The organism is Desulfitobacterium dehalogenans ATCC 51507, assembly GCF_000243155.2.
GTDB classification, from domain to species: Bacteria; Bacillota; Desulfitobacteriia; order Desulfitobacteriales; family Desulfitobacteriaceae; genus Desulfitobacterium; species Desulfitobacterium dehalogenans.
The window spans coordinates 2,029,732-2,047,728 of record NC_018017.1 but is presented as its reverse complement, the minus strand read 5'-3'; the positions used below and the strand labels follow the sequence as shown (position 1 = coordinate 2,047,728).

15 protein-coding genes and 1 riboswitch are annotated in these 17,997 nt (G+C 47.7%); of the genes, 1 reads left to right on the top strand and 14 read right to left on the bottom strand.

The features are described from left to right. Window positions 1-161 precede the first annotated feature (161 nt). From DESDE_RS09810 to thiC, 5 genes are all read right to left on the bottom strand, one after another. Complete coding sequence (locus DESDE_RS09810) at window positions 162-956, bottom strand: alpha/beta fold hydrolase (protein WP_014793886.1); 795 nt, start codon at window positions 954-956, stop codon at window positions 162-164. 150 nt (window positions 957-1,106) lie between these two features. Next, entirely contained in the window at window positions 1,107-1,895 is a 789-nt protein-coding gene (gene thiD, locus DESDE_RS09805) for a bifunctional hydroxymethylpyrimidine kinase/phosphomethylpyrimidine kinase (RefSeq protein WP_014793885.1), read from the bottom strand. Between the two features lie 17 nt (window positions 1,896-1,912). Further along, window positions 1,913-2,554: a thiamine phosphate synthase gene (gene thiE, locus DESDE_RS09800; RefSeq protein ID WP_014793884.1), complete on the bottom strand. Its 642-nt coding sequence runs from the start codon at window positions 2,552-2,554 to the stop codon at window positions 1,913-1,915. Beyond that, on the bottom strand, window positions 2,545-3,348 hold the full coding sequence (gene thiM / locus DESDE_RS09795) for a hydroxyethylthiazole kinase (RefSeq protein WP_014793883.1): 804 nt from the start codon (window positions 3,346-3,348) through the stop codon (window positions 2,545-2,547). The genes thiE and thiM overlap by 10 nt, the downstream gene beginning before the upstream one ends. Window positions 3,349-3,392: 44 nt before the next feature. Beyond that, window positions 3,393-4,691, bottom strand: a complete 1,299-nt coding sequence (gene thiC, locus DESDE_RS09790) for a phosphomethylpyrimidine synthase ThiC (protein ID WP_014793882.1) — start codon at window positions 4,689-4,691, stop codon at window positions 3,393-3,395. A gap of 68 nt (window positions 4,692-4,759) precedes the next feature. Then, window positions 4,760-4,872, bottom strand: a riboswitch (TPP riboswitch). 159 nt (window positions 4,873-5,031) lie between these two features. Between thiC and DESDE_RS09785 the strand changes: the two genes are divergently transcribed. Next, window positions 5,032-5,700, top strand: a complete 669-nt coding sequence (locus DESDE_RS09785) for a LysM peptidoglycan-binding domain-containing protein (RefSeq protein ID WP_014793881.1) — start codon at window positions 5,032-5,034, stop codon at window positions 5,698-5,700. Here DESDE_RS09785 and DESDE_RS09780 read toward each other — a convergent pair. From DESDE_RS09780 to DESDE_RS09740, 9 genes are all read right to left on the bottom strand, one after another. Continuing rightward, on the bottom strand, window positions 5,697-6,725 hold the full coding sequence (locus DESDE_RS09780; protein ID WP_028305528.1) for a 3-deoxy-7-phosphoheptulonate synthase: 1,029 nt from the start codon (window positions 6,723-6,725) through the stop codon (window positions 5,697-5,699). The genes DESDE_RS09785 and DESDE_RS09780 overlap by 4 nt on opposite strands. A 214-nt stretch (window positions 6,726-6,939) precedes the next feature. Continuing rightward, on the bottom strand, window positions 6,940-7,857 hold the full coding sequence (locus DESDE_RS09775) for a hypothetical protein (RefSeq protein ID WP_242831380.1): 918 nt from the start codon (window positions 7,855-7,857) through the stop codon (window positions 6,940-6,942). Window positions 7,858-7,960: 103 nt separating this feature from the next. After that, a complete protein-coding gene (locus DESDE_RS09770; RefSeq protein WP_242831379.1) occupies window positions 7,961-9,661 on the bottom strand; it encodes an FAD-dependent oxidoreductase in 1,701 nt (566 codons plus the stop codon). A gap of 374 nt (window positions 9,662-10,035) precedes the next feature. Continuing rightward, the gene (locus DESDE_RS09765) at window positions 10,036-11,034 is read right to left on the bottom strand and encodes a hypothetical protein (protein ID WP_014793878.1); all 999 of its coding nucleotides are present in this window, start codon (window positions 11,032-11,034) and stop codon (window positions 10,036-10,038) included. Between the two features lie 137 nt (window positions 11,035-11,171). Then, window positions 11,172-12,338 (bottom strand): 4Fe-4S binding protein, encoded by a 1,167-nt coding sequence (locus DESDE_RS09760; protein WP_014793877.1) that lies wholly within the window; start codon window positions 12,336-12,338, stop codon window positions 11,172-11,174. Between the two features lie 35 nt (window positions 12,339-12,373). Continuing rightward, window positions 12,374-13,066 (bottom strand): TorD/DmsD family molecular chaperone, encoded by a 693-nt coding sequence (locus DESDE_RS09755; RefSeq protein WP_014793876.1) that lies wholly within the window; start codon window positions 13,064-13,066, stop codon window positions 12,374-12,376. A gap of 128 nt (window positions 13,067-13,194) precedes the next feature. Next, entirely contained in the window at window positions 13,195-14,385 is a 1,191-nt protein-coding gene (nrfD, locus tag DESDE_RS09750) for an NrfD/PsrC family molybdoenzyme membrane anchor subunit (protein ID WP_014793875.1), read from the bottom strand. Between the two features lie 17 nt (window positions 14,386-14,402). Next, window positions 14,403-15,020 (bottom strand): 4Fe-4S dicluster domain-containing protein, encoded by a 618-nt coding sequence (locus DESDE_RS09745; protein ID WP_014793874.1) that lies wholly within the window; start codon window positions 15,018-15,020, stop codon window positions 14,403-14,405. Between the two features lie 14 nt (window positions 15,021-15,034). Next, a complete protein-coding gene (locus DESDE_RS09740) occupies window positions 15,035-17,791 on the bottom strand; it encodes a molybdopterin-containing oxidoreductase family protein (protein ID WP_158309866.1) in 2,757 nt (918 codons plus the stop codon). Window positions 17,792-17,997: the final 206 nt, after the last annotated feature.

The following is a 17,997-nucleotide window of genomic DNA, read 5'->3' as shown; positions in this document are numbered from 1 at the left end:
TCTAGAAAAGAATCCTGGTACAGCTCCCCTGGTCTGGCAATAAACCTCCAAAACCGCTGACATAATTATCCTAGCACAAAAATCTCCGCTAGCCAAATGATAAATGTTATCATTCTATAATTTTATTACGACATAGGAAGATGGATAGCTTTCCCTCTCATTTATATATAGTTCAGTCTTTCCAGAAATTCTTTCACTAAATAGTTGTATCGTTCGGGCTGACACAGATTCGTAGGATCCAAGGAATGAGGAACGATTTCCAGGGAAGAGTGAGGAATTTCCTTCATAGCACTTTTCATCCAGCCCACCCCCACTTTATTTTGCTCTCCTACAATTCCCAAGGCAGGGCAACTTACTTGCTTAAGATAAGGAGAAAAATCAATTCGATTCATTGCCAAAAGCTGAAGCAGAAATTCTGTCCGTCGCATACCTCTGACAAAGTTCACCACATGGTCCCGTGCATAAGGCCATTGTTTGTATTGATGCTTCACCATAGAAATCAGCAAGGGCTTGGGGAGGTAAAGCCCCCATAGCCCTATGTATTGCACGAACATAAGAAGAGCTTCCCTGAAGCTGCTTATTTGAGTGTCTCCCAGAGCATCCCCAATGATCAACCCGGAAACCTTCTCAGGATAACGAAGAACAAAGTTAAAACATAAGACACCGCCGTAAGACGTGCCCGCCAAAACGCTTCGCTCAATACCCAAATGCTCCATTAAGGCTGCCACATCCTGACACTGGATGTCCAGGATCTTGTGGATAGGGCCGGTGAGTTTGCTGGACCGGGCATTGCCCCGTAACTCAGGGCAAATGACCCGGTGAGTCCGACTGAAAAACTCAATTTGCGGGTCATGGAAGCTCAGGTTCGCTCCAAGTCCATGAATAAAGACAAGGGGCTTACCTGTTCCACGATCCAAGTAATGGAGCTTTCCATCGGAGAGAGTTACTATAGGCATTGGCTTACCTCATCTACCGGAAATATAAAATCAAGGATTCACTCCTATTCTATCCGCAAACAAAGCGGATAACACCAAGTCAATAAAAAACAGACCTCGGTCCAAAATCGGACTTTGGTCTGTAGGCTTTATGGTGATGATCCTTCCAGTCTACCGATAAGCTATTCGATAAAAATGGTGCACCGGCCCAACACCATGCCCCAAGGGAAGGGCGTGCTCGATGGCTCCAAAAAGATAATCTTTTGATTTTTGTACAGTTGTTTTTAGATCATAGCCCAAGGCTAAATGAGCCGCAAGGGCTGATGAAAGGGTACATCCGGTGCCATGGGTATGCTTTTGGTTTAAATGGGGTGCCTTAAACCAGGAAAAATCCTCTCCGTCAAAAAGAAGGTCGTTGGCAGCTCCTTTTAAATGTCCTCCTTTAATAAGAACACTATCTGGCCCTAATTGATGGAGCTCCCGAGCAGCAAGCTCCATACCCTCCTCAGCTAGGGCTTCAATATCCAGCAGGCAGCAGGCTTCAGGCAGGTTAGGCGTAATGACCCGGGCCATGGGGATCAATTCCTGCTTCAGAGTTGCCACAGCCTCCGGTTTTAGAAGAGAGTAACCGCTTTTAGAGATCATTACCGGATCGACGACAATATTGGAGGCCTTCCATTCTTTCAATGATAGGGCGATTTGTTCGATGATCTCCGGATTGGACACCATTCCTATTTTTACGGCATGCACCGGGATATCCCTGAAAACTGCGTCGATTTGAGCTTTAACCATATCCCGTCCTATCTCGGCGACCTCATCCACCCCCAGAGTATTTTGAGCGGTCACCGCGGTTATGACGCTCATCCCATAAACCCCTAAGGCAGAAAAAGTCTTCAAATCCGCTTGGATACCCGCTCCGCCGCTAGAGTCCGAGCCGGCAATGGTTAAAAGATTTTTCAACCCGATCCCTCCTCTTTTCAATATTCATTGATCTCCCTGCTCTTCCATAAATCCCCCAAACCCTTTGCGGCAGCATAAGGATCCTCCTGACTTAGAATTGCTGAAATTATGGAGATGCCGTCAATCCCTGTCTCTTTCACTTCCTTGAGGTTTGCCGGTCCGATGCCGCCGATGCCGACAACCGGAAGATTGACACTGTCTTTGATTTTTTTAAGGGTTGCTAAACCGATTGCCTCTGAAGCATCCTTTTTACTCCCTGTCGGAAAGACCGGGCCGGCCCCCAGATAATCCGCTCCCAGCCTCTCCCCCCAGAGTGCTTCTTCCAGGCTGGAAACAGAATAGCCGAGGATTTTGTCGGAGCCGATCATGTTTCGGACCACTTCGATAGGGAGATCCTTTTGACCTATATGCACCCCATCGGCATCCAGGGCCAGGGCCAGATCCACCCGATCATTGATGATCAGAGGTACCCGGAACTCAGCTGCCATCTCTTTTACTTTTAACCCAATTTCATAAAAATCCCGAGAATTCGCCTCCTTTTCCCGCAGTTGGAGCAAGGTCACTCCACCCTCCAAAGCTTTTCTAAGGGACAGTAAAAAATCTTTCGACCCTACTAAAATTCGGTCCGTGACCAAATAAAGGCTATAATCTACAGCCATTGCGCCCGCCCTCTTTTCTCCATCAGTTCCCCATCCACCAGGCTGATTTGATCAATCAAGTGAGCCCGGAAAGTTCCCGGCAGTACCCCACCGGATGTTTCCTGGGCCAATTCTCCCGCCAGAGACATGGTCATCAAGGCCGCTGCCGTTGCCCAGAAAGCATCTTTATAAGCCCCGCAGAAACCAGCCACCAACGCCCCCGCCATACAGCCTGCCCCAGTAATCCGGGTCAGCATCTCGGTTCCATTTTTAATAAAACAGGAATTTTTTCCGTCAGTAATGATATCCACCTTGCCCGTAGCGGCTACTACGCACCCGTACGCTCTGGCCAGACTTTGACAAGCTTCCAGACCATCCTTTCCTTCATCAAGAGAATCCACCCCTCTGACCCTGGCTTCCAGCCCGGCCAAAGCCTTTATCTCGCCCAAATTTCCTTTAATAACCGTAAACCGGCCAAAATGGCGCAATCTTTCAATCGTCACTTTTTTACGGGGAATGGCGCCGCAGGCTACGGGATCAAGGATCACCGGAATCCCTTTTAAATCCGCTCCCCGGGTAGCCAGATAGACTGCCATTTCCTGTTCCTGGGTAAACGTTCCGAAATTCAGATACAGGGAACTGGCAATCTGACTGAATTCAAACACCTCATCCACTGCTTCGCACATGGCAGGGGATGCTCCAATGGCCAGCAAACTATTGGCACAGTCATTGACTGTAACAACATTGGTAATAGCATGGACCAAGGGAGTTTTTTGTTTGACGGCTTGAAGAGCTTCTATCAACTTTTCTTTCATAACTCTCTCCTTCTTTCATTAAGATTGATTTTCAAAAGATCGTTTTAACATCCTTTAAAAGGGGTTCCCATATAGTCGCTGATTAATTGATAGGCGCAGAACTTGCCGCACATAGTGCAGCGTTCCTGGTTGTCTTCATTTTTTTCCTTTCGCATTCGCCCCGCTTTTTCCGGATCGATGGAAAGCTCGATTTGTTTTGTCCAATCCAGAGCCTTGCGGGCTTTAGCCATTTCCAGATCCCATTCCCAAGCCCCTTTAACCCCCTTAACCAGGTCTGCTGCATGAGCCGCGATACGGGCGGCAATGACCCCTTCCTTAACATCCTCTTCCGTGGGCAAGCCAAGATGCTCAGCAGGGGTTACATAACAGAGGAAGTCCGCACCGCTGGAAGCCGCGATGGCTCCCCCAATGGCAGATGTAATATGGTCATATCCTGGAGCAACATCGGTAACCAAAGGGCCTAAGACATAGAAAGGGGCATTATGGCAGAGGGTTTTTTCCAACTGCATATTTGCTTTAATTTGATCTAAGGGAACATGTCCGGGGCCTTCCACCATAACCTGTACTCCTGCTTCCTGGGCCCGTTTGACCAAGCCCCCCAAAGTGATCAGCTCTTTGATTTGGGGACCGTCTGTGGCGTCGGCTAAACAACCTGGCCGCAGGCCATCTCCCAAACTCAAAGTAACGTCATACTTTAATGCAATCTTTAACAGGCGATCGTACTGCTCAAAAAGAGGGTTTTGTTTCTTATGATGCAGCATCCAGGCGGTGATAAAGGAACCTCCCCGGGAAACAATATCCATCACCCGTCCCTGCTCCTTGAGCTCCTGAATGACCTCTAAGGTTACCCCACAGTGAACCGTAATAAAATCCGCTCCATCCTGGCAATGTTTTTCTATCCCGGCGAATATTTCCTCATCCGTCATTTCCACTAAGCCCCGGCCGGTCTGATGCGTATCCACCATGACCTGGTATAAAGGAACCGTTCCAACCATGACCGGACAGTGCCGGATAATGGTTCTTCTGACTTCATCGATATCTCCGCCTGTACTTAAATCCATGATGGAATGTGCACCAGCCGCCAGAGCAACATCCAGTTTTCTCATTTCATTGGCTAACTCCGGATAGGTGTCGGAAGTTCCGATGTTGGCATTTACTTTCGTAGATAAGCCCTTACCGACAGCGATGGGCTGAAGACCCTTGTGGTTGATGTTGCAGGGTAAAACCGCTTCACCTATGGCGATTTTTTGCCTCAGTTCCTCCCCCGTAATTCCCTCCAATTCAGCCGCCTTGGCCATTTCCGTAGTAACATTTCCTTTTCTTGCTTCTTCCAATTGTGTCAATTAAACCACACCTTTCTTATGTAAAATAAAAAAAATACAGACCCAGGTAGGTCTGTATTCTAATAAACGCATGTTATTGTCCACCTTCCCTACGCTGGCATTACCCAGATCAGGTTAAGGGTCAAAGGATTCTTCGGTCCTTTATCTCAGCCGACCTTATTCGGCCCCCCTAGTGATTATGCAGTTGTAATTCTAGTTAAAGTATAGCACAAGTCATAAGACATTAAAAGAGCACCTTCTATGACCAACAGTTATAATGCTTAAATTCCTGACATAGGCATTAATAATTAGGATCAAACTCGGATGTGTTACCTACGGAATACTAATGGAGGGAATGCGAATGGACTATACCGTTCAACCCGGGGACACTTTCTACCTCATAGCGCAAAAACATGGTCTATCTTTAGAAGAGCTGCAACAAGCTAATCCCCAGATACAAAACCCTACTCTCATTTTTCCAGGTCAAGTCATCAAACTTCCTGACAAGTCCCGCCCCCAGTCCTATGAGAAATACCGTGTGGATGAACCTTATCCTGAAATTAAAGTGTTAGGCGAAAACCCATACTATGCCCAGCTCCTGTATGACGATTATGCCGGCCAAGTCAGCGAGCTTACCGCCATAATGCAGTATGTCCATCATCATATGCAGATGGATACTCACCCCGCTTGGAGCGAGGTTGCTGCTCTGCAAGAAGGGATAAGCATCATTGAGATGAAGCATCTGGAGATGTTAGGAGAAACGATTCTGCTCTTAGGAGGAAATGCCCGCTATTGGGATGGCTGCCAGCAGCCTTGGACCCCTCTCTATGTGAGTTATCACGATTTTGATTTTTGTGCCCAGCTGCGCGCCGATATCCAGGCCGAGGAAGCAGCCATCCACAATTACCGGAACCATATTCAGCAGATTCAGGATCCCTACATCCAAGCGCTCTTAGCACGTATTATCAAGGATGAAGAACATCATCTCCGCCTGTTCCGGGATAGTCTGGCTAAACATTGCGGTGGTTAAACATTCTCAGCTATAAAATAAATTAATTTCTCCGTACTTTCCCAACCTAAGCAAGCATCTGTAATGGATTTCCCATAGATATTTTCCCCGATGCCCTGCCGGCCTTCCTCCAGATAGCTCTCGATCATCAAGCCTTTGATCATTTTCTTCAGCAAGGAATCGTACTTGCGACTGAGCAGTACCTCCCGGGAAATACGCGGCTGTTCGTAATAGCGCTTCATGGAGTTGGCATGATTCACATCCACGATAATGGCTGGATTGGCTAATTCGAGTCGCTCATACTCCTGGGCAGTCTGAATGAGATTTTCAAAATGGTAATTGGGGATATTTTCCCCGTTAGCATTTACTGCTCCCCTTAAAATGGCATGAGCATATGGATTCCCCGTGGTTTCAACTTCCCACCCATTATAGATGAAGGAATGGTCGCTTTGGGCAGCAATTAATGAATTAAACATGACGGTAATATCGCCGCTGGTGGGGTTTTTCATCCCCACCGGAAGTTCAACGCCACTGACCGTGAGGCGATGCTGTTGGTTTTCGACGGAACGGGCTCCGATGGCAACATACCCTAAGACATCTGCGAGATAACTATAGTTCTCCGGATAGAGCATCTCATCAGCAGCCGGCATCCCAAATTCCGATACGGCGCGAATATGCAAGCGGCGAATGGCTTTAATACCTTCACACATATCCGGTGCTTTTTCCGGATCCGGCTGATGAACCATTCCTTTATAGCCTTCTCCTGTGGTGCGTGGCTTATTGGTATAGATCCTGGGCACGATCAGGATGGCATCTTTGACCTTTTCCTGCACTTTGGCTAATCGTTCAATATACTCACAAACGGGATCCTCATGATCTGCGGAGCAAGGACCAATAATCAACATGAATCGTTGATCTTCATTGGTCAGGATCTTTCTCATCTCTTCCACTCGTTTATCCCGGAGTTCAGTAACCTCCTTGCTCAAAGGCAAGTGGGCAATAATTTCTTCCGCCGGCGGTAATTTTTTGATAAAATTCATACTCATAGTTCTCCACCCCTATTATCCTCTATATAGAAAACTGATATAATTACAAGTATAGATTTATTCTATAAGAATCGCAAGAAAAAACACCTTGTATATAACAATTCTTTTAAATTTATTTTTTCTATAATAGCTGGTATGATTCCTAAAACAAAGCAGGCCTTAAACTATTTTTCAAAGGCCTGCTTTGTTATGTAACTTTCTTTCCTCTATCTTCCTAATCTCCCATAAAGTTTGAACTCTCCAGCTCTACTTCCATATATGTGCTTTGCTGGACAATTATTTTGCTTTGCCGGCTTTCATAGGAATTTAGCCCGCCTACATAAAGCTGATATTCCCCTTTTGTTATCTCAAAGCAGGCTTTTCCTTGTTCATCCGTCTCCCCCTTGTAAGGGTGAAGTATTACGGCAGCTCCTTGAATAGGGGTCCTATCCTTCCCGTCCATTACTTTTACATTTACGGTACATTCAGGCGGGTTCGCCACTCTGAAACTAAAGGAGGACTCTGTCTCCAGGTGTGGGGTCTCCCTATCCTGCTCAGGAAATTTTACCTGCCAATTGTAGCTGCCTGCTTGATCAGGGGCCAGTAATTTCACCTCTGTCCAATAGAGTGCTTGAGTTTCCGCCCAAGGTTTATCGCCAAGTTTTGCTGTAGCCACTTCCCTGTTTTTGTGATTATAGACTTTGATCACTTGACCGGTGAGCCGGCAATCCGCAGAGCATTTCACCCCAACCTTGAATTTCATAGTTTCCTTGGCCACTACGGGTGAGGGCACATCCCAGATGGCTATGCCGGTCATGTGAAGGGGCTTTACTGTAAAGGAAACAGGAACCGAAGTCTCCAGGTGGGTGATTCCTTCTTTCTCTTGCTCGTAATAACAAGCCTTCCAGGTAAAGCTTCCTGCCAAGATCGGCGCTTTAAGGACTATCGGATCCGTTTCAAAGGCCGTGCCCATAGGGATAACCAGTGGAGCTTCTTTAATCACCTTTCCATCATGGTTAATGATTCGGACTTTATCGGCCTTAAAATTGCATCGCATAGGACAAGTCACTCTGGCTTTTATAATAATAAAAGCTCCTGGATTTATTGCCGTAAAGGGAGCCTCAACAATCTCAAGAATTACTTGATGTGCCATTACCCCCATGACGTCTCCTTGGCCGCATTCTCCCCAGCAATGCGGGCGACGGTGGCATAGTTCCCCAAGGAACCGTGTGGACGTCTCCAGCCCATGGCATTCCCTAACTCACCTGCGGCATAGAGATGAGGAATGACTTTTTCCTGGTCAATGGAAATGCTTCCATCAATTGCTTTGCCTTTGTATCCAGCAGTTGGTCGGCCTGTTCAATGACTTGGGATTTGGTATTAACACGGATACCATTGCGTTGGGTATGACGGATCAAGGAGGCTTTCAGCCCGTAGAAAGGCGGTTTGGCAATCTTGAATAGAGTGGTTTTGCCAAAATCCTCATCCTTGCCTGCATCGACGAAACCATTGTAACGGTTGATGGTTTTCTCCAATTCCGCAACTGGAATACCCATTTTTTCCGCCAATTCGGGAATACTGTCGGCGATAGCGATGCAGGCCGGATCAAACATAAGCCCCTTCTTGGGGTTCGGATTCTTCAAGTCCTCAATTGGCCATTTCAAGGCTGCAGCACTGTCAGAGTCGGCTATCGCCCAAACATTTCGAGGCTGGGGCAGGCTAAGGTATTTGGCTGTGTAGGGCCATTCAGGGTTTTCGTTCAGACCGCCGGCTTCACCTTTGGCCGGGTCAGCTTTCTTCGCTCCCTCTATTTCATTAATATAACGGGAACCATCGTTTTTTACCAAAATAACCCGCTCAAAGAAGGCGGCAGGACGCGAAATTCCCTTTCCATCGGCGTAATAAGCTGCTGTTTTGAAATCGGGCGGTTCCCAACCCCAGTATGAACGAGAACCATAGAAGAGATAGATGTATGAAGTAAAGGACATATCGCTGAAGCCGGCCCCAATCTCAGCAGCTGCGAAATGACCGTCACCGGCACTGTCGACAAACAGTGTTCCGTCGGCCGGGGTACCTCCGTCCCCAAAACAATCCGGTCCCACGACCCGTGGGTCCCAAGCCTGAGCCATGCGGTAGTTATCCGTCCAGGTTCCTGTACAAAGTATGACGCCTTTACGGGCTTTAATAGCAATCATGCCTTCCGGAGTTTCTACGGATATCCCCAGAACCGGACCACCGGGTTCCCGGTAAACCTTCCTCATCCGGTGTTTGAAAAGGATAGGAACACCCATTTCCTGAAGCTTTTTTTCCCAGACTGTGGTCCAGGCCAAGCCAAAACTCATGGGATTGTTGGCTTTAGCATCGTATACTCCCGGATTGGCTGCCGGATAGTGGGAACGATTGGCACGATGAACTTCCGGACTAGAATTCCCCACAGTGGCGTACCATTTAAAGCCCATGGATTCCATCCATTCGATAAGTTCCGGTCCTCTTTCTACATAAGTACGAATCAGCTCAGGTACCCCACGGTATCCGCTGGCTTTCATTTCATCTTCAAACCAATCTTCCAGGCTATCCTGTATTCCTCCTTCCTTCTGAATCCGTGTCCCACCAAGGATGGCGTGACCCCCTGCCGTTTTATACAGTCCGCCGGCCCAATCATTTTTTTCAAGGACGATAACATCTGATCCGGCATTTTTTGCTTCAATAGCAGCAGCTAGACCGCAGCCAGTACCTACAACGACGACATCCGTTTCCTTATCCCATTTTTCCGGTAGCCAGGGCTTTGCTTCAGCAGCTTGAGGTTTTGCAGTTTCCCCTTGTGTTCCCTGGCTGCAGCCCGAGAGCAGGAAGCCGGCACCTACGGCCGTACCCGCAGTCATAATACCCGCGTTCTTTAAGAAATCTCTACGCGAAAGTTTTTCCCTTTTCAGTTCTTCTTTCTTTTCCTTAGACATTCTTAAGCCTCCCTTATATTTTTTAGGTACCCGCTGTTACGTCCTTTACCTCCAGCACCACCTTCCTTTAGATAAAGTTTAATAGAATAAGCCTTAGCTTATCTCCGACGGGAACTAGTGATTGATCTTATTTTCACATACGATGCTGAGGATTGTCGTCGCGTTTTAATATTTGAGTTTAAAAATAATTGATCTTGAGGTGCTTAGGGGAGATTTTTACTATCTGGAAATTTTTATTAACACGAAGATTTACATTAATGACCATACACCAGGAGCTATAGAAAAGTCAACCCTGATTAGTTAAAAGTTTCACACAATATATATGGGATTAGTTATAATAATTTTCTTTTCTACATTGTTTGATAGCAAATCCATTAATTCAAGCAAGAGTTCACTTCTTCTTTCACTTCTGTACTACTCTTTATTTGATTAATGCTAAAGGGATCTAAGGTGCTTACCCGATTAATAAAGCGCTCTTCAAAAGAATAGGGGTAAATATTTAAGCTGGTATTCTTTTGGCCAGAGAACTCTTCGATATAGAATTCAACGGTCACCAAGCCCTGCAGGCTTAGAACCTCCAGAGTAATCAAACTATCTTTGTGTCCGTTTTTATGATGATCAAGAATCTTGATCAGATACCAGCAGTAGTCATCTTCCAAGATTTCAAACTTCTCCGGGTCGAGGGGTGTGTAGCTTTCCATGCACTCTTTAAAGGTCAGACGGGAACCAATGTCGGGAAGGCCCCCCTCTTTGGAATCGAAAAAGGAAAGATTGATGCGTAGGTTTTTAAAAGGTAGCGGAAAACCTAAATAGACCCTTGAATCCACCATGCGAATACAGGAAGAGATGGCGGCTAATGTCACCACGCTTATCCCTGAGTTGACACGATCGGCATCCACGATTTCTTCTACAGCAGGCAGGCGTCCTACCTTACTGGTACTTTTAAGTTCCTCAAAGATTTTCAGGATAAAGTAAAGGGTAAAGGAAACTGTCAAAAGCCAGCCACTGAAGATGAATATCTTTTCAAAAAGAGGGCGCTCCGAGAACATCAGACTAAAGCCCATAGTGGTCCAGATAAGGATGCAAAACCCCAGGGCATATTGTGCAAATTGGATGATAATCTTGGAAAAACCATGCTTTTGATTGATAATTTGTTCATAGATAATGAAGTGGCGAAAGACTTCCTTGCCAATCGAGCCTTTCTCATGAAATAAATTCCTCTCATAGGGCAGGGCAGCCAAGGTCCAGAGGATCTCCCGGCTGCGCTGCACATTGTGTTGACTGTTCATGGAGATAAAGATGGACATAAGCCCTACCAGGGACAAAATCCCTGTCCCAAAGCTAAGCAGAATGGTGAGTGTTGAACCTGTCATGGCTGCAGTACTCCTCAAAAACGGCATAGTTTTAACAACTTTCCTAGTTTCTCCGAAGGAGAGCCATATCATCCATTTAGTTTGACTATACTGCACTATTTCTGAAACAACCAAACACAGAGGACGGGTTGGTTCATTTAATTGTTCGTTATTGAGAACATTTTTCGGAAAGAACTCTTTAGCTCCTGATCGCTGGCAGCCTCCTGCTCGCACCAATAACATAAATTTTTGCCGCGATGAGCGGTTGCAGACCCGCAAATCTGGCAAGTCGTGTTTGAATTATTGGCGATGGACAACACTTCAAAAGGCCTTTTGACTTTTTCCCGGTCCCTGCTTATAGCCCCCCGGGGACAGAACAATTGACAGATCCGGCAGTCCAGGCAGAAGCCGCTGGTAAACAGGTGATTGCACTCACCTTCTTTAACTGTGATCTGCAAGGTTCCGGAAGGGCAAAAACGGCTGCACATCCCGCAGTTCACACATTGCTCATTGATTTTGATGGTGGGCCAGTAGGCCGGATGGGCGCTGTCTTTATTGCTGCTGTTTTGCTGCAGCACTTCGCCAAGACGCCGCTGCCAACCCGGCAGACAGCTGTTGCGCATGTTCTTATCGTGTTCCTCCGGGAAGGTGTTTGTTCCGCCGGTCCCTTTCCCCGCCAACCGCTGTCCTTTATTGATTAAGGATACGAATAAATCACGCCGGGAGGTAACCTTTAAACCGGTTTCAATGGCCAACAAGCTCTTTTTGGTTTTACCCTGACCGCTTAAGCGGATATAGCTGAAAGCTGGGGATTCTCCTGAGGCCTCCAGCCATTCCGCGGTTATACCGGCATTGTACTCCAAACGCGGAATGGTTTTGGCCAGAGGACAGTCTTTGCATTGGTCCAGGTGGATTTCTATTTCCGTTTTCAGGCCCGCTTCATACCAGGCCCCTTTGGAAACAGCACTGAGGCAAGCCGGCAGTTGGACGGCTCCCCGGTCCTTCGCCTTATCCATTTTGTACGGTGCGGTATGCCTGCCGCAGAAAAACTCGGTAACTTTCCATCCTTCGTCTTCAATATCTCGGATGATCGTGCTTTCATCCCATTGTTTGGAGCGGAAGACCTCGGTGGGGCAATCGCTGAAGCATAACCCGCAGCCGCTGCATCGATCTTTGTCCAAATAAATATGACCCTCGCTGTAAACAATAGCCTCCGCCGGGCAATGCCCCAGGCAATGGCTGCACTCAACCTCCTGGTGCCTCAGATTCAAACATCGCTTCTCTTCAATGTCTATATAAGCGCCCTTGCTAAATATCATACTCATATTCTGCCTCCTCTGCAGTCCGTACGCAAACCGCTTTAATGAGCCGGCAACATTTCTTTCATAAAAATACTTCCGATTTCGCCCACCGTCTTAAAAAAGGGATGCTCACTCAAGGTGCTACAGCGGGCAAAAAATTCTTTCGCCCATTTCTGCAAATGGATCTCGTAAAACTCCTGTATTTCTTTCCCTCTCCGCTCAACTTCAGTCCGGTCGCCTTCCTGCAAGGCTTTAGCTTTCTGCAGATAAAGAAACATCATGAATTCCATCTCTGTTGCCATATGATCGCCGGGTTCGTTGACTTCCTTGGCACGGGCCACGCCTGCTTTTTTATAACAGCGTTCCGCATCCAAAGCCGCCGGGCTGATGAATAGGGATGGCCTTGCCTCGTCTCCTTCCGGATTAAAGAGAAAGAGGGATTCATAAATATGGATCTGGGGCTGCTTCGGGTGGGTGAACAAGCGGGTATACTCTTTCCGCAAATCAGAAAAGAGCTCTTCCTGACTTTTGCTCTCCTCCTGAATTTGTGAAAATACCGACTTCAAACCTTTCTGCAGGTGAGCAGGAAATCCCAGTTCATCAAAAATAGCCAGGACATCCTCGGCTAGACTTCCATTCAACAAACCTGCCGCAATTTCCCTGGTTGGCAGCTGCAGCCACATCGCCAGCAGTTGATAGAGATCCGAGGCTGCGATCGCCGTTTGCATTTCCTGTTGGGTTGTTTTTTGCATAATTTCCTCCTAACGCTGTTCACCTTTTATTCTTAACATAATTATACTCCCAATTCTGGAAAGGTTCTGTAGTGAAAAATCACGACAAAGAGGAACGCTGAAAATTGCGTTCCTCAAACAGAAAAAGTTTAGGCCTGTTTGGACTTAATTCCGCGCTCTAAGCCGGACATGTTCAGACCGGATTTTATCCCCAGGCTGAGTTTATCCAACCCAATCATCACCAGCAGTCCCCCCAGGGAGATAATGCCCACAGCCACGCCAATCTCAATGAAAGAGGGCAGATAGACCCCTTCTCCGCCGCCGTATCCGGGGGGCCCCGCATAAGTGATCAGCGGATTCAAAAGCTGGGCCTGAAGGAGATTGTACTTGATCATAAAGACAGCCAAGATCGCTGCTGCTGAACCTAAGATTAAGGCTCCTGACTTCCTGCTTAACAGAAGCACCAGTCCGGCGAGGATCGCTATCAGCTCTATCCAGAAAAACGGCGCCCCTTCTCCGGTTACCAGCCAATGGATGATCTCCGCTTCTTCCCCTGTTCCGGCATACAAGCCGATGGCGGTTTCCCCGAGGACAACAAATAGCTCAAAGAACAGGAATACCGCGGCCAGTTTACCGAGCTTGTTAAGCTTTTCCAAGCTTATGTCGATATAGCCGCTTTTATTCAGTATGGCAAAGATGATGAGTAAGAGGGCTAAGGCGACAACCAAAGCAGCGGCTAAGAACGACACCGGCTCCGCCGGGTTGTTCCACAACGGTCTCGCTACCTGCAGGGCAAAGACAAAGGAGGTCACCATGACGGAGAGCCCGGCAATAAAGGATACGATGGAAATCGCTTTCAGAGATTTTTCTTCTTTCTGTCCCGCGTGTACCGCCATGAGCTGGCGGGTATAGAAAATACCAAGGATCACATAGATGCCCAGGATCACGGTGTCCCAGAACATGGGGGAAGCGATATTGGCGCTAGTGATGATATGCCAGGCCCGCTCCGGGTTGCCGATGTCCACGATGATAAAGAGCCCTGCGGCTACCACGCTGCCGATGGCTCCCACAAAAGCGGCGATCCGGGTATAGGGCTTGTATTCCGCCATGGCCGGAAAAAGATAGGCCGAGGAAGCGATGATCAGCGAGCCGGCCGCGATGCCGGTGAAGATCATGAAGCCGATGATGTAGAGGCCCCAGGTGTTGTAGTTGTTCAGATGAGTAAGCTGCAGCCCTTTGGTCAGCTGCAGGAACCAGCAGACGAGGCCCACTATGGTGAGCAGGGCGAAGATGATAAACAGGGGTTGGGTAAAGATCTTCTTTTGTACTTTTTCACTCATGTCATTTCGCCCCTTTCCTACGTTAAATAGAAGGTAGAGGGTTTGGTACCCTTTTCTTCGAGCAGTTTAACATAACTGCGGCCTCTGATGGCGCGGCTCACTTCGCTGTTCGGATCGTCCAGATCACCCCAGTAACGGGCCCTTCCCGGACAAAGCTCCATGCAGGCAGGAACTTCGTCCTGGGCAATCCGGTTGGCACAGAAGGTACATTTTTCTACCACATTGTACTGATGAACAGGCGCGTCGCTGTCGCCGGCGGCAAAGTCCACATAATACTCCGGTTTGCTCCAGTTGAAGCTTCTGGCGTTGTAGGGGCAAGCCACCATACACATGCGGCAGCCGATGCATTTGTCATAATCCTGGATAACAATGCCGTCCTCTTCCCGTTTGTAAGTGGCGCCGACCGGACAGGCTTTGGTGCAGGGCGGATTATCACAATGCTGACAGTTTACCGGCAGAAACTGTATCTTATTATTAGGATAGGTTCCCATTGCTGTATCCATCGCTTCGCCGCCCACTGTCAAAACCCGGTTCCACCAAATTTTATTGGGCAGATTATTCGCTTGCTTGCACGCTACCGAGCAAGCGTGACAGCCAATGCAGCGCTCCAAATCAATAGCCATTCCATAACGCATGTATCAGCCCTCCTTTATACTTTTTCCATTTCGCATAAGGTATCAAAATAATTATTATTCAGCCTATAATCGTCAACCAAATTTCCCACCAGGTCGGAGTAATGCCCTTCTTTAAATTGATCCGCTTGCCATCCTTTAGGTACTACAAGCATTCCTGGCCGAACGCCGCTGCTGAAAACAACTTTTAAAACCACGTATCCCCGGTCATTGTATACTTTGGCATAATCTCCGTCCGCTATGCCCCGTTGTCGGGCGTCCTGCGGATTTACTTTAACTATTGGTTCAGGATATAATTCCAGCAACCATGGGTTATGTCCAAACATGGTATGGGTTTTTAATTTATTGCGCTCGGAGGTATACACCAAAGGATATTTTTCAGCCAATGGCTTTCTGGTAAAACTTCCAACCGTTTCAGGCCATGCTTCGCGTGGCGGTTCAAAATAAGGCAGGCGTTCTTCATCGGGATTAATCTTTTGATTTACAGGATCATAAAGATAATCCGGCTGCGGATTTTCAAAATAAAATTGAACGCGACCGGTTGCAGTCTTGAAAACACCGTCTTCTCCATAGAGATACGTTTTACCGGGAGGGAGAGCCCCTCTTACCACTTTTTCGCTTTTCAGCTTGTCGTAAGAAATACCGAATGCCTCCGGTCCGGGACCTTCGCAAGCCATTCTGAGCATTTCACTGTCGGTGTAGGAGCAATGTTCTCCATACCCCATCGCCTCCGCCAACATCCGGATCATCTCCCAATCGGACTTACATTCAAAAGGCGGCTCCACCGCTTTTTCCTGGAACGCCGTCCAGGTTGTCTGACCGCTGCTATGAATATCTTCCACCTCAAACCAGTGAGCAGCCGGCAGCACAATATCCGCATAACGAGCCGTATCCGTCAGTCTCCAGTCGGACGCGACAATGAGCTCCAGCTTTTCATATGCTTGCAAAAGTTCCTGACGCCCGGCGAAATTGCCCAATGGATTCGTATTGACATGATAGATACTTCTGAGCTCCAAAGGCTTGCCCCCATATTGCTTATTTTCCACAATATAGGGAATTTTAACCTGAGGTAATGTAGGGCCGATTGGCGATCCGGGCGCAGTCGAAATAGCTCCGGCATTGATGTTGAAGCCCAGGTTGAAAGGCCAGCCGGTGCTCGCACCCGGTTTGCCGATATTACCCGTGATCATGCCCAAGGCAAATATTGCTACATAAGCATGATTGCCATTCACATAATGGTCCGGCCCAAACCCTGTAAAAATAGTGCTTGGTGTTTCGGTGGCGTAAATACGGGTAATTTCATGAAGCTGATCTACCGGAATATCGCATAATTCCGCCGTACGCTCAGGGGTCCACTCTGCCACCCTGTTGACAAGAAGGTCAAAAGCTGTTGTCACTTTGATACCGTTGACCGTATAGCTGCCTTTGATGACAGGATCTGGAATTCTACCGGGAACACCGATGTTCCCATCTTTATCCCGGACGACAATAGCATCCTGTTCTCCTTCCGGCAATGGCCACAGGTCACTAAACCTTAAATAAGTACCGTCGCTTTCTTTTACCAGAAAAGGTCCAACTGAAGACTTTTTGATAAATGTGTCATCAGTCCAGCCGTTTTTTATAATGATATTCATCATCGCCATAGCCAAGGCAGCATCAGTCCCCGGACGGATTGGCACGTGAATATCGGAACGGATCGCCAAGGTTGTGCTGACAGGATCAATACAGATGAGCTTAGTGCCATTTTCCTGTGCTTCCTTTACAAAATGCCAATTCTGAGGTTGCGATTCAGTAATATTGGCGCCAAAAAATATAATTGTTTTAGCATTTATCAGGTCGGCCATTTCATTCCCGTTATAATTAGGGCCAATGCCCAAACACTGACCAATCGTAACTATATGATTGCTGTCATAATTACAATAAAAACAGGTGGCCTCCATCAAATTGCGCAACCTGTGAAAACCGTTATTGGTCAATACGCCGTTGCTGCCAGTGCCGTGGGAAAATCCTATACTATTATTTCCTAATTCCGTCCGGATTTTTTTCCATGTGTCCGTTATCGTTTTAATGGCTTCTTCCCAGGTAATCTGCTCCCATTGCCCGGCTCCACGTTCCCCCACCCTTTTCAGCGGATGTTTCAGCCGGTCGGGACTATACATCATTTGAGTATGAGTCAATCCCCTGGCGCAGACCCGGTTGTAGCGTTTGTCCGGAACCTCGGCCATTTGTGTTTTTACTACCTTGCCATTGCGGACCGTAATTTTCAGACGGCAGCCGCCAAAACAGTTAGCCCTGCAAGCACCATAAAAAATTTGCTCCTGTTTTACGCTCGCGGTCCCGTCCCCAGCGGCCAGCGCCTTGGTTGCCATCTTCCCCGGACTGGCGACCGTCACACCGGTAACTGCCGCAGCAGCAGCGGATCCTTTAAGAAATGCTCTCCTGTTAAACTGACGTTCAAATAACTTTAGATCCTCTTTCACGTTTTGAATTCCCTCCTTCGCTTGCTCTACACAATCATTGGAGGCAAAAACCGAAGTATTCTTACGGGCGCTATGCCATACTGCTGCAGCCAGTAATTCGTCAGCCCGCTCAATGGCCAAGGCGGCATCAGCACCACCTGAGAGCATATGCTGCCGATAGGCCCTTGAACTGTCGGCCAAGAGGGCAACAACGGCGATGCCAGGACTTCTCTGCCGCAGCTCGGCAAAGAAGGCGGCATAATCCACACCATAATCCGTGGCGTCGACAATGATGACCTGTGTGGTATCATTCACCTTTTCCAAAACCTCCTGCCGTGAATAGAAAGAGAGCACGGACAGGTTTTCGGCCTGAAGGAGCCTCCGTAAATACTTGCCGCGTTCCGTATTTTTTTCCAGCAGGAAGCAGATGTATTTGCCGGATTTCTTCCTTATGTTGTTATGGATACTCTCTTGTGACAGCATTTCGAACACTTCTTTCTTGCCAAGGTCATTATATAGAA

Coding starts and splice junctions, on each gene's coding strand:
- DESDE_RS09810 (WP_014793886.1), bottom strand. CDS start 956: ATGCCTATAGTAACTCTCTCCGATGGAAAGCTCCATTACTTGGATCGT.
- thiE (WP_014793884.1), bottom strand. CDS start 2,554: ATGGCTGTAGATTATAGCCTTTATTTGGTCACGGACCGAATTTTAGTA.
- thiM (WP_014793883.1), bottom strand. CDS start 3,348: ATGAAAGAAAAGTTGATAGAAGCTCTTCAAGCCGTCAAACAAAAAACT.
- DESDE_RS09785 (WP_014793881.1), top strand. CDS start 5,032: ATGGACTATACCGTTCAACCCGGGGACACTTTCTACCTCATAGCGCAA.
- DESDE_RS09780 (WP_028305528.1), bottom strand. CDS start 6,725: ATGAGTATGAATTTTATCAAAAAATTACCGCCGGCGGAAGAAATTATT.
- DESDE_RS09775 (WP_242831380.1), bottom strand. CDS start 7,857: ATGGCACATCAAGTAATTCTTGAGATTGTTGAGGCTCCCTTTACGGCA.
- DESDE_RS09770 (WP_242831379.1), bottom strand. CDS start 9,661: ATGTCTAAGGAAAAGAAAGAAGAACTGAAAAGGGAAAAACTTTCGCGT.
- DESDE_RS09765 (WP_014793878.1), bottom strand. CDS start 11,034: ATGACAGGTTCAACACTCACCATTCTGCTTAGCTTTGGGACAGGGATT.
- DESDE_RS09760 (WP_014793877.1), bottom strand. CDS start 12,338: ATGAGTATGATATTTAGCAAGGGCGCTTATATAGACATTGAAGAGAAG.
- DESDE_RS09755 (WP_014793876.1), bottom strand. CDS start 13,066: ATGCAAAAAACAACCCAACAGGAAATGCAAACGGCGATCGCAGCCTCG.
- nrfD (WP_014793875.1), bottom strand. CDS start 14,385: ATGAGTGAAAAAGTACAAAAGAAGATCTTTACCCAACCCCTGTTTATC.
- DESDE_RS09745 (WP_014793874.1), bottom strand. CDS start 15,020: ATGCGTTATGGAATGGCTATTGATTTGGAGCGCTGCATTGGCTGTCAC.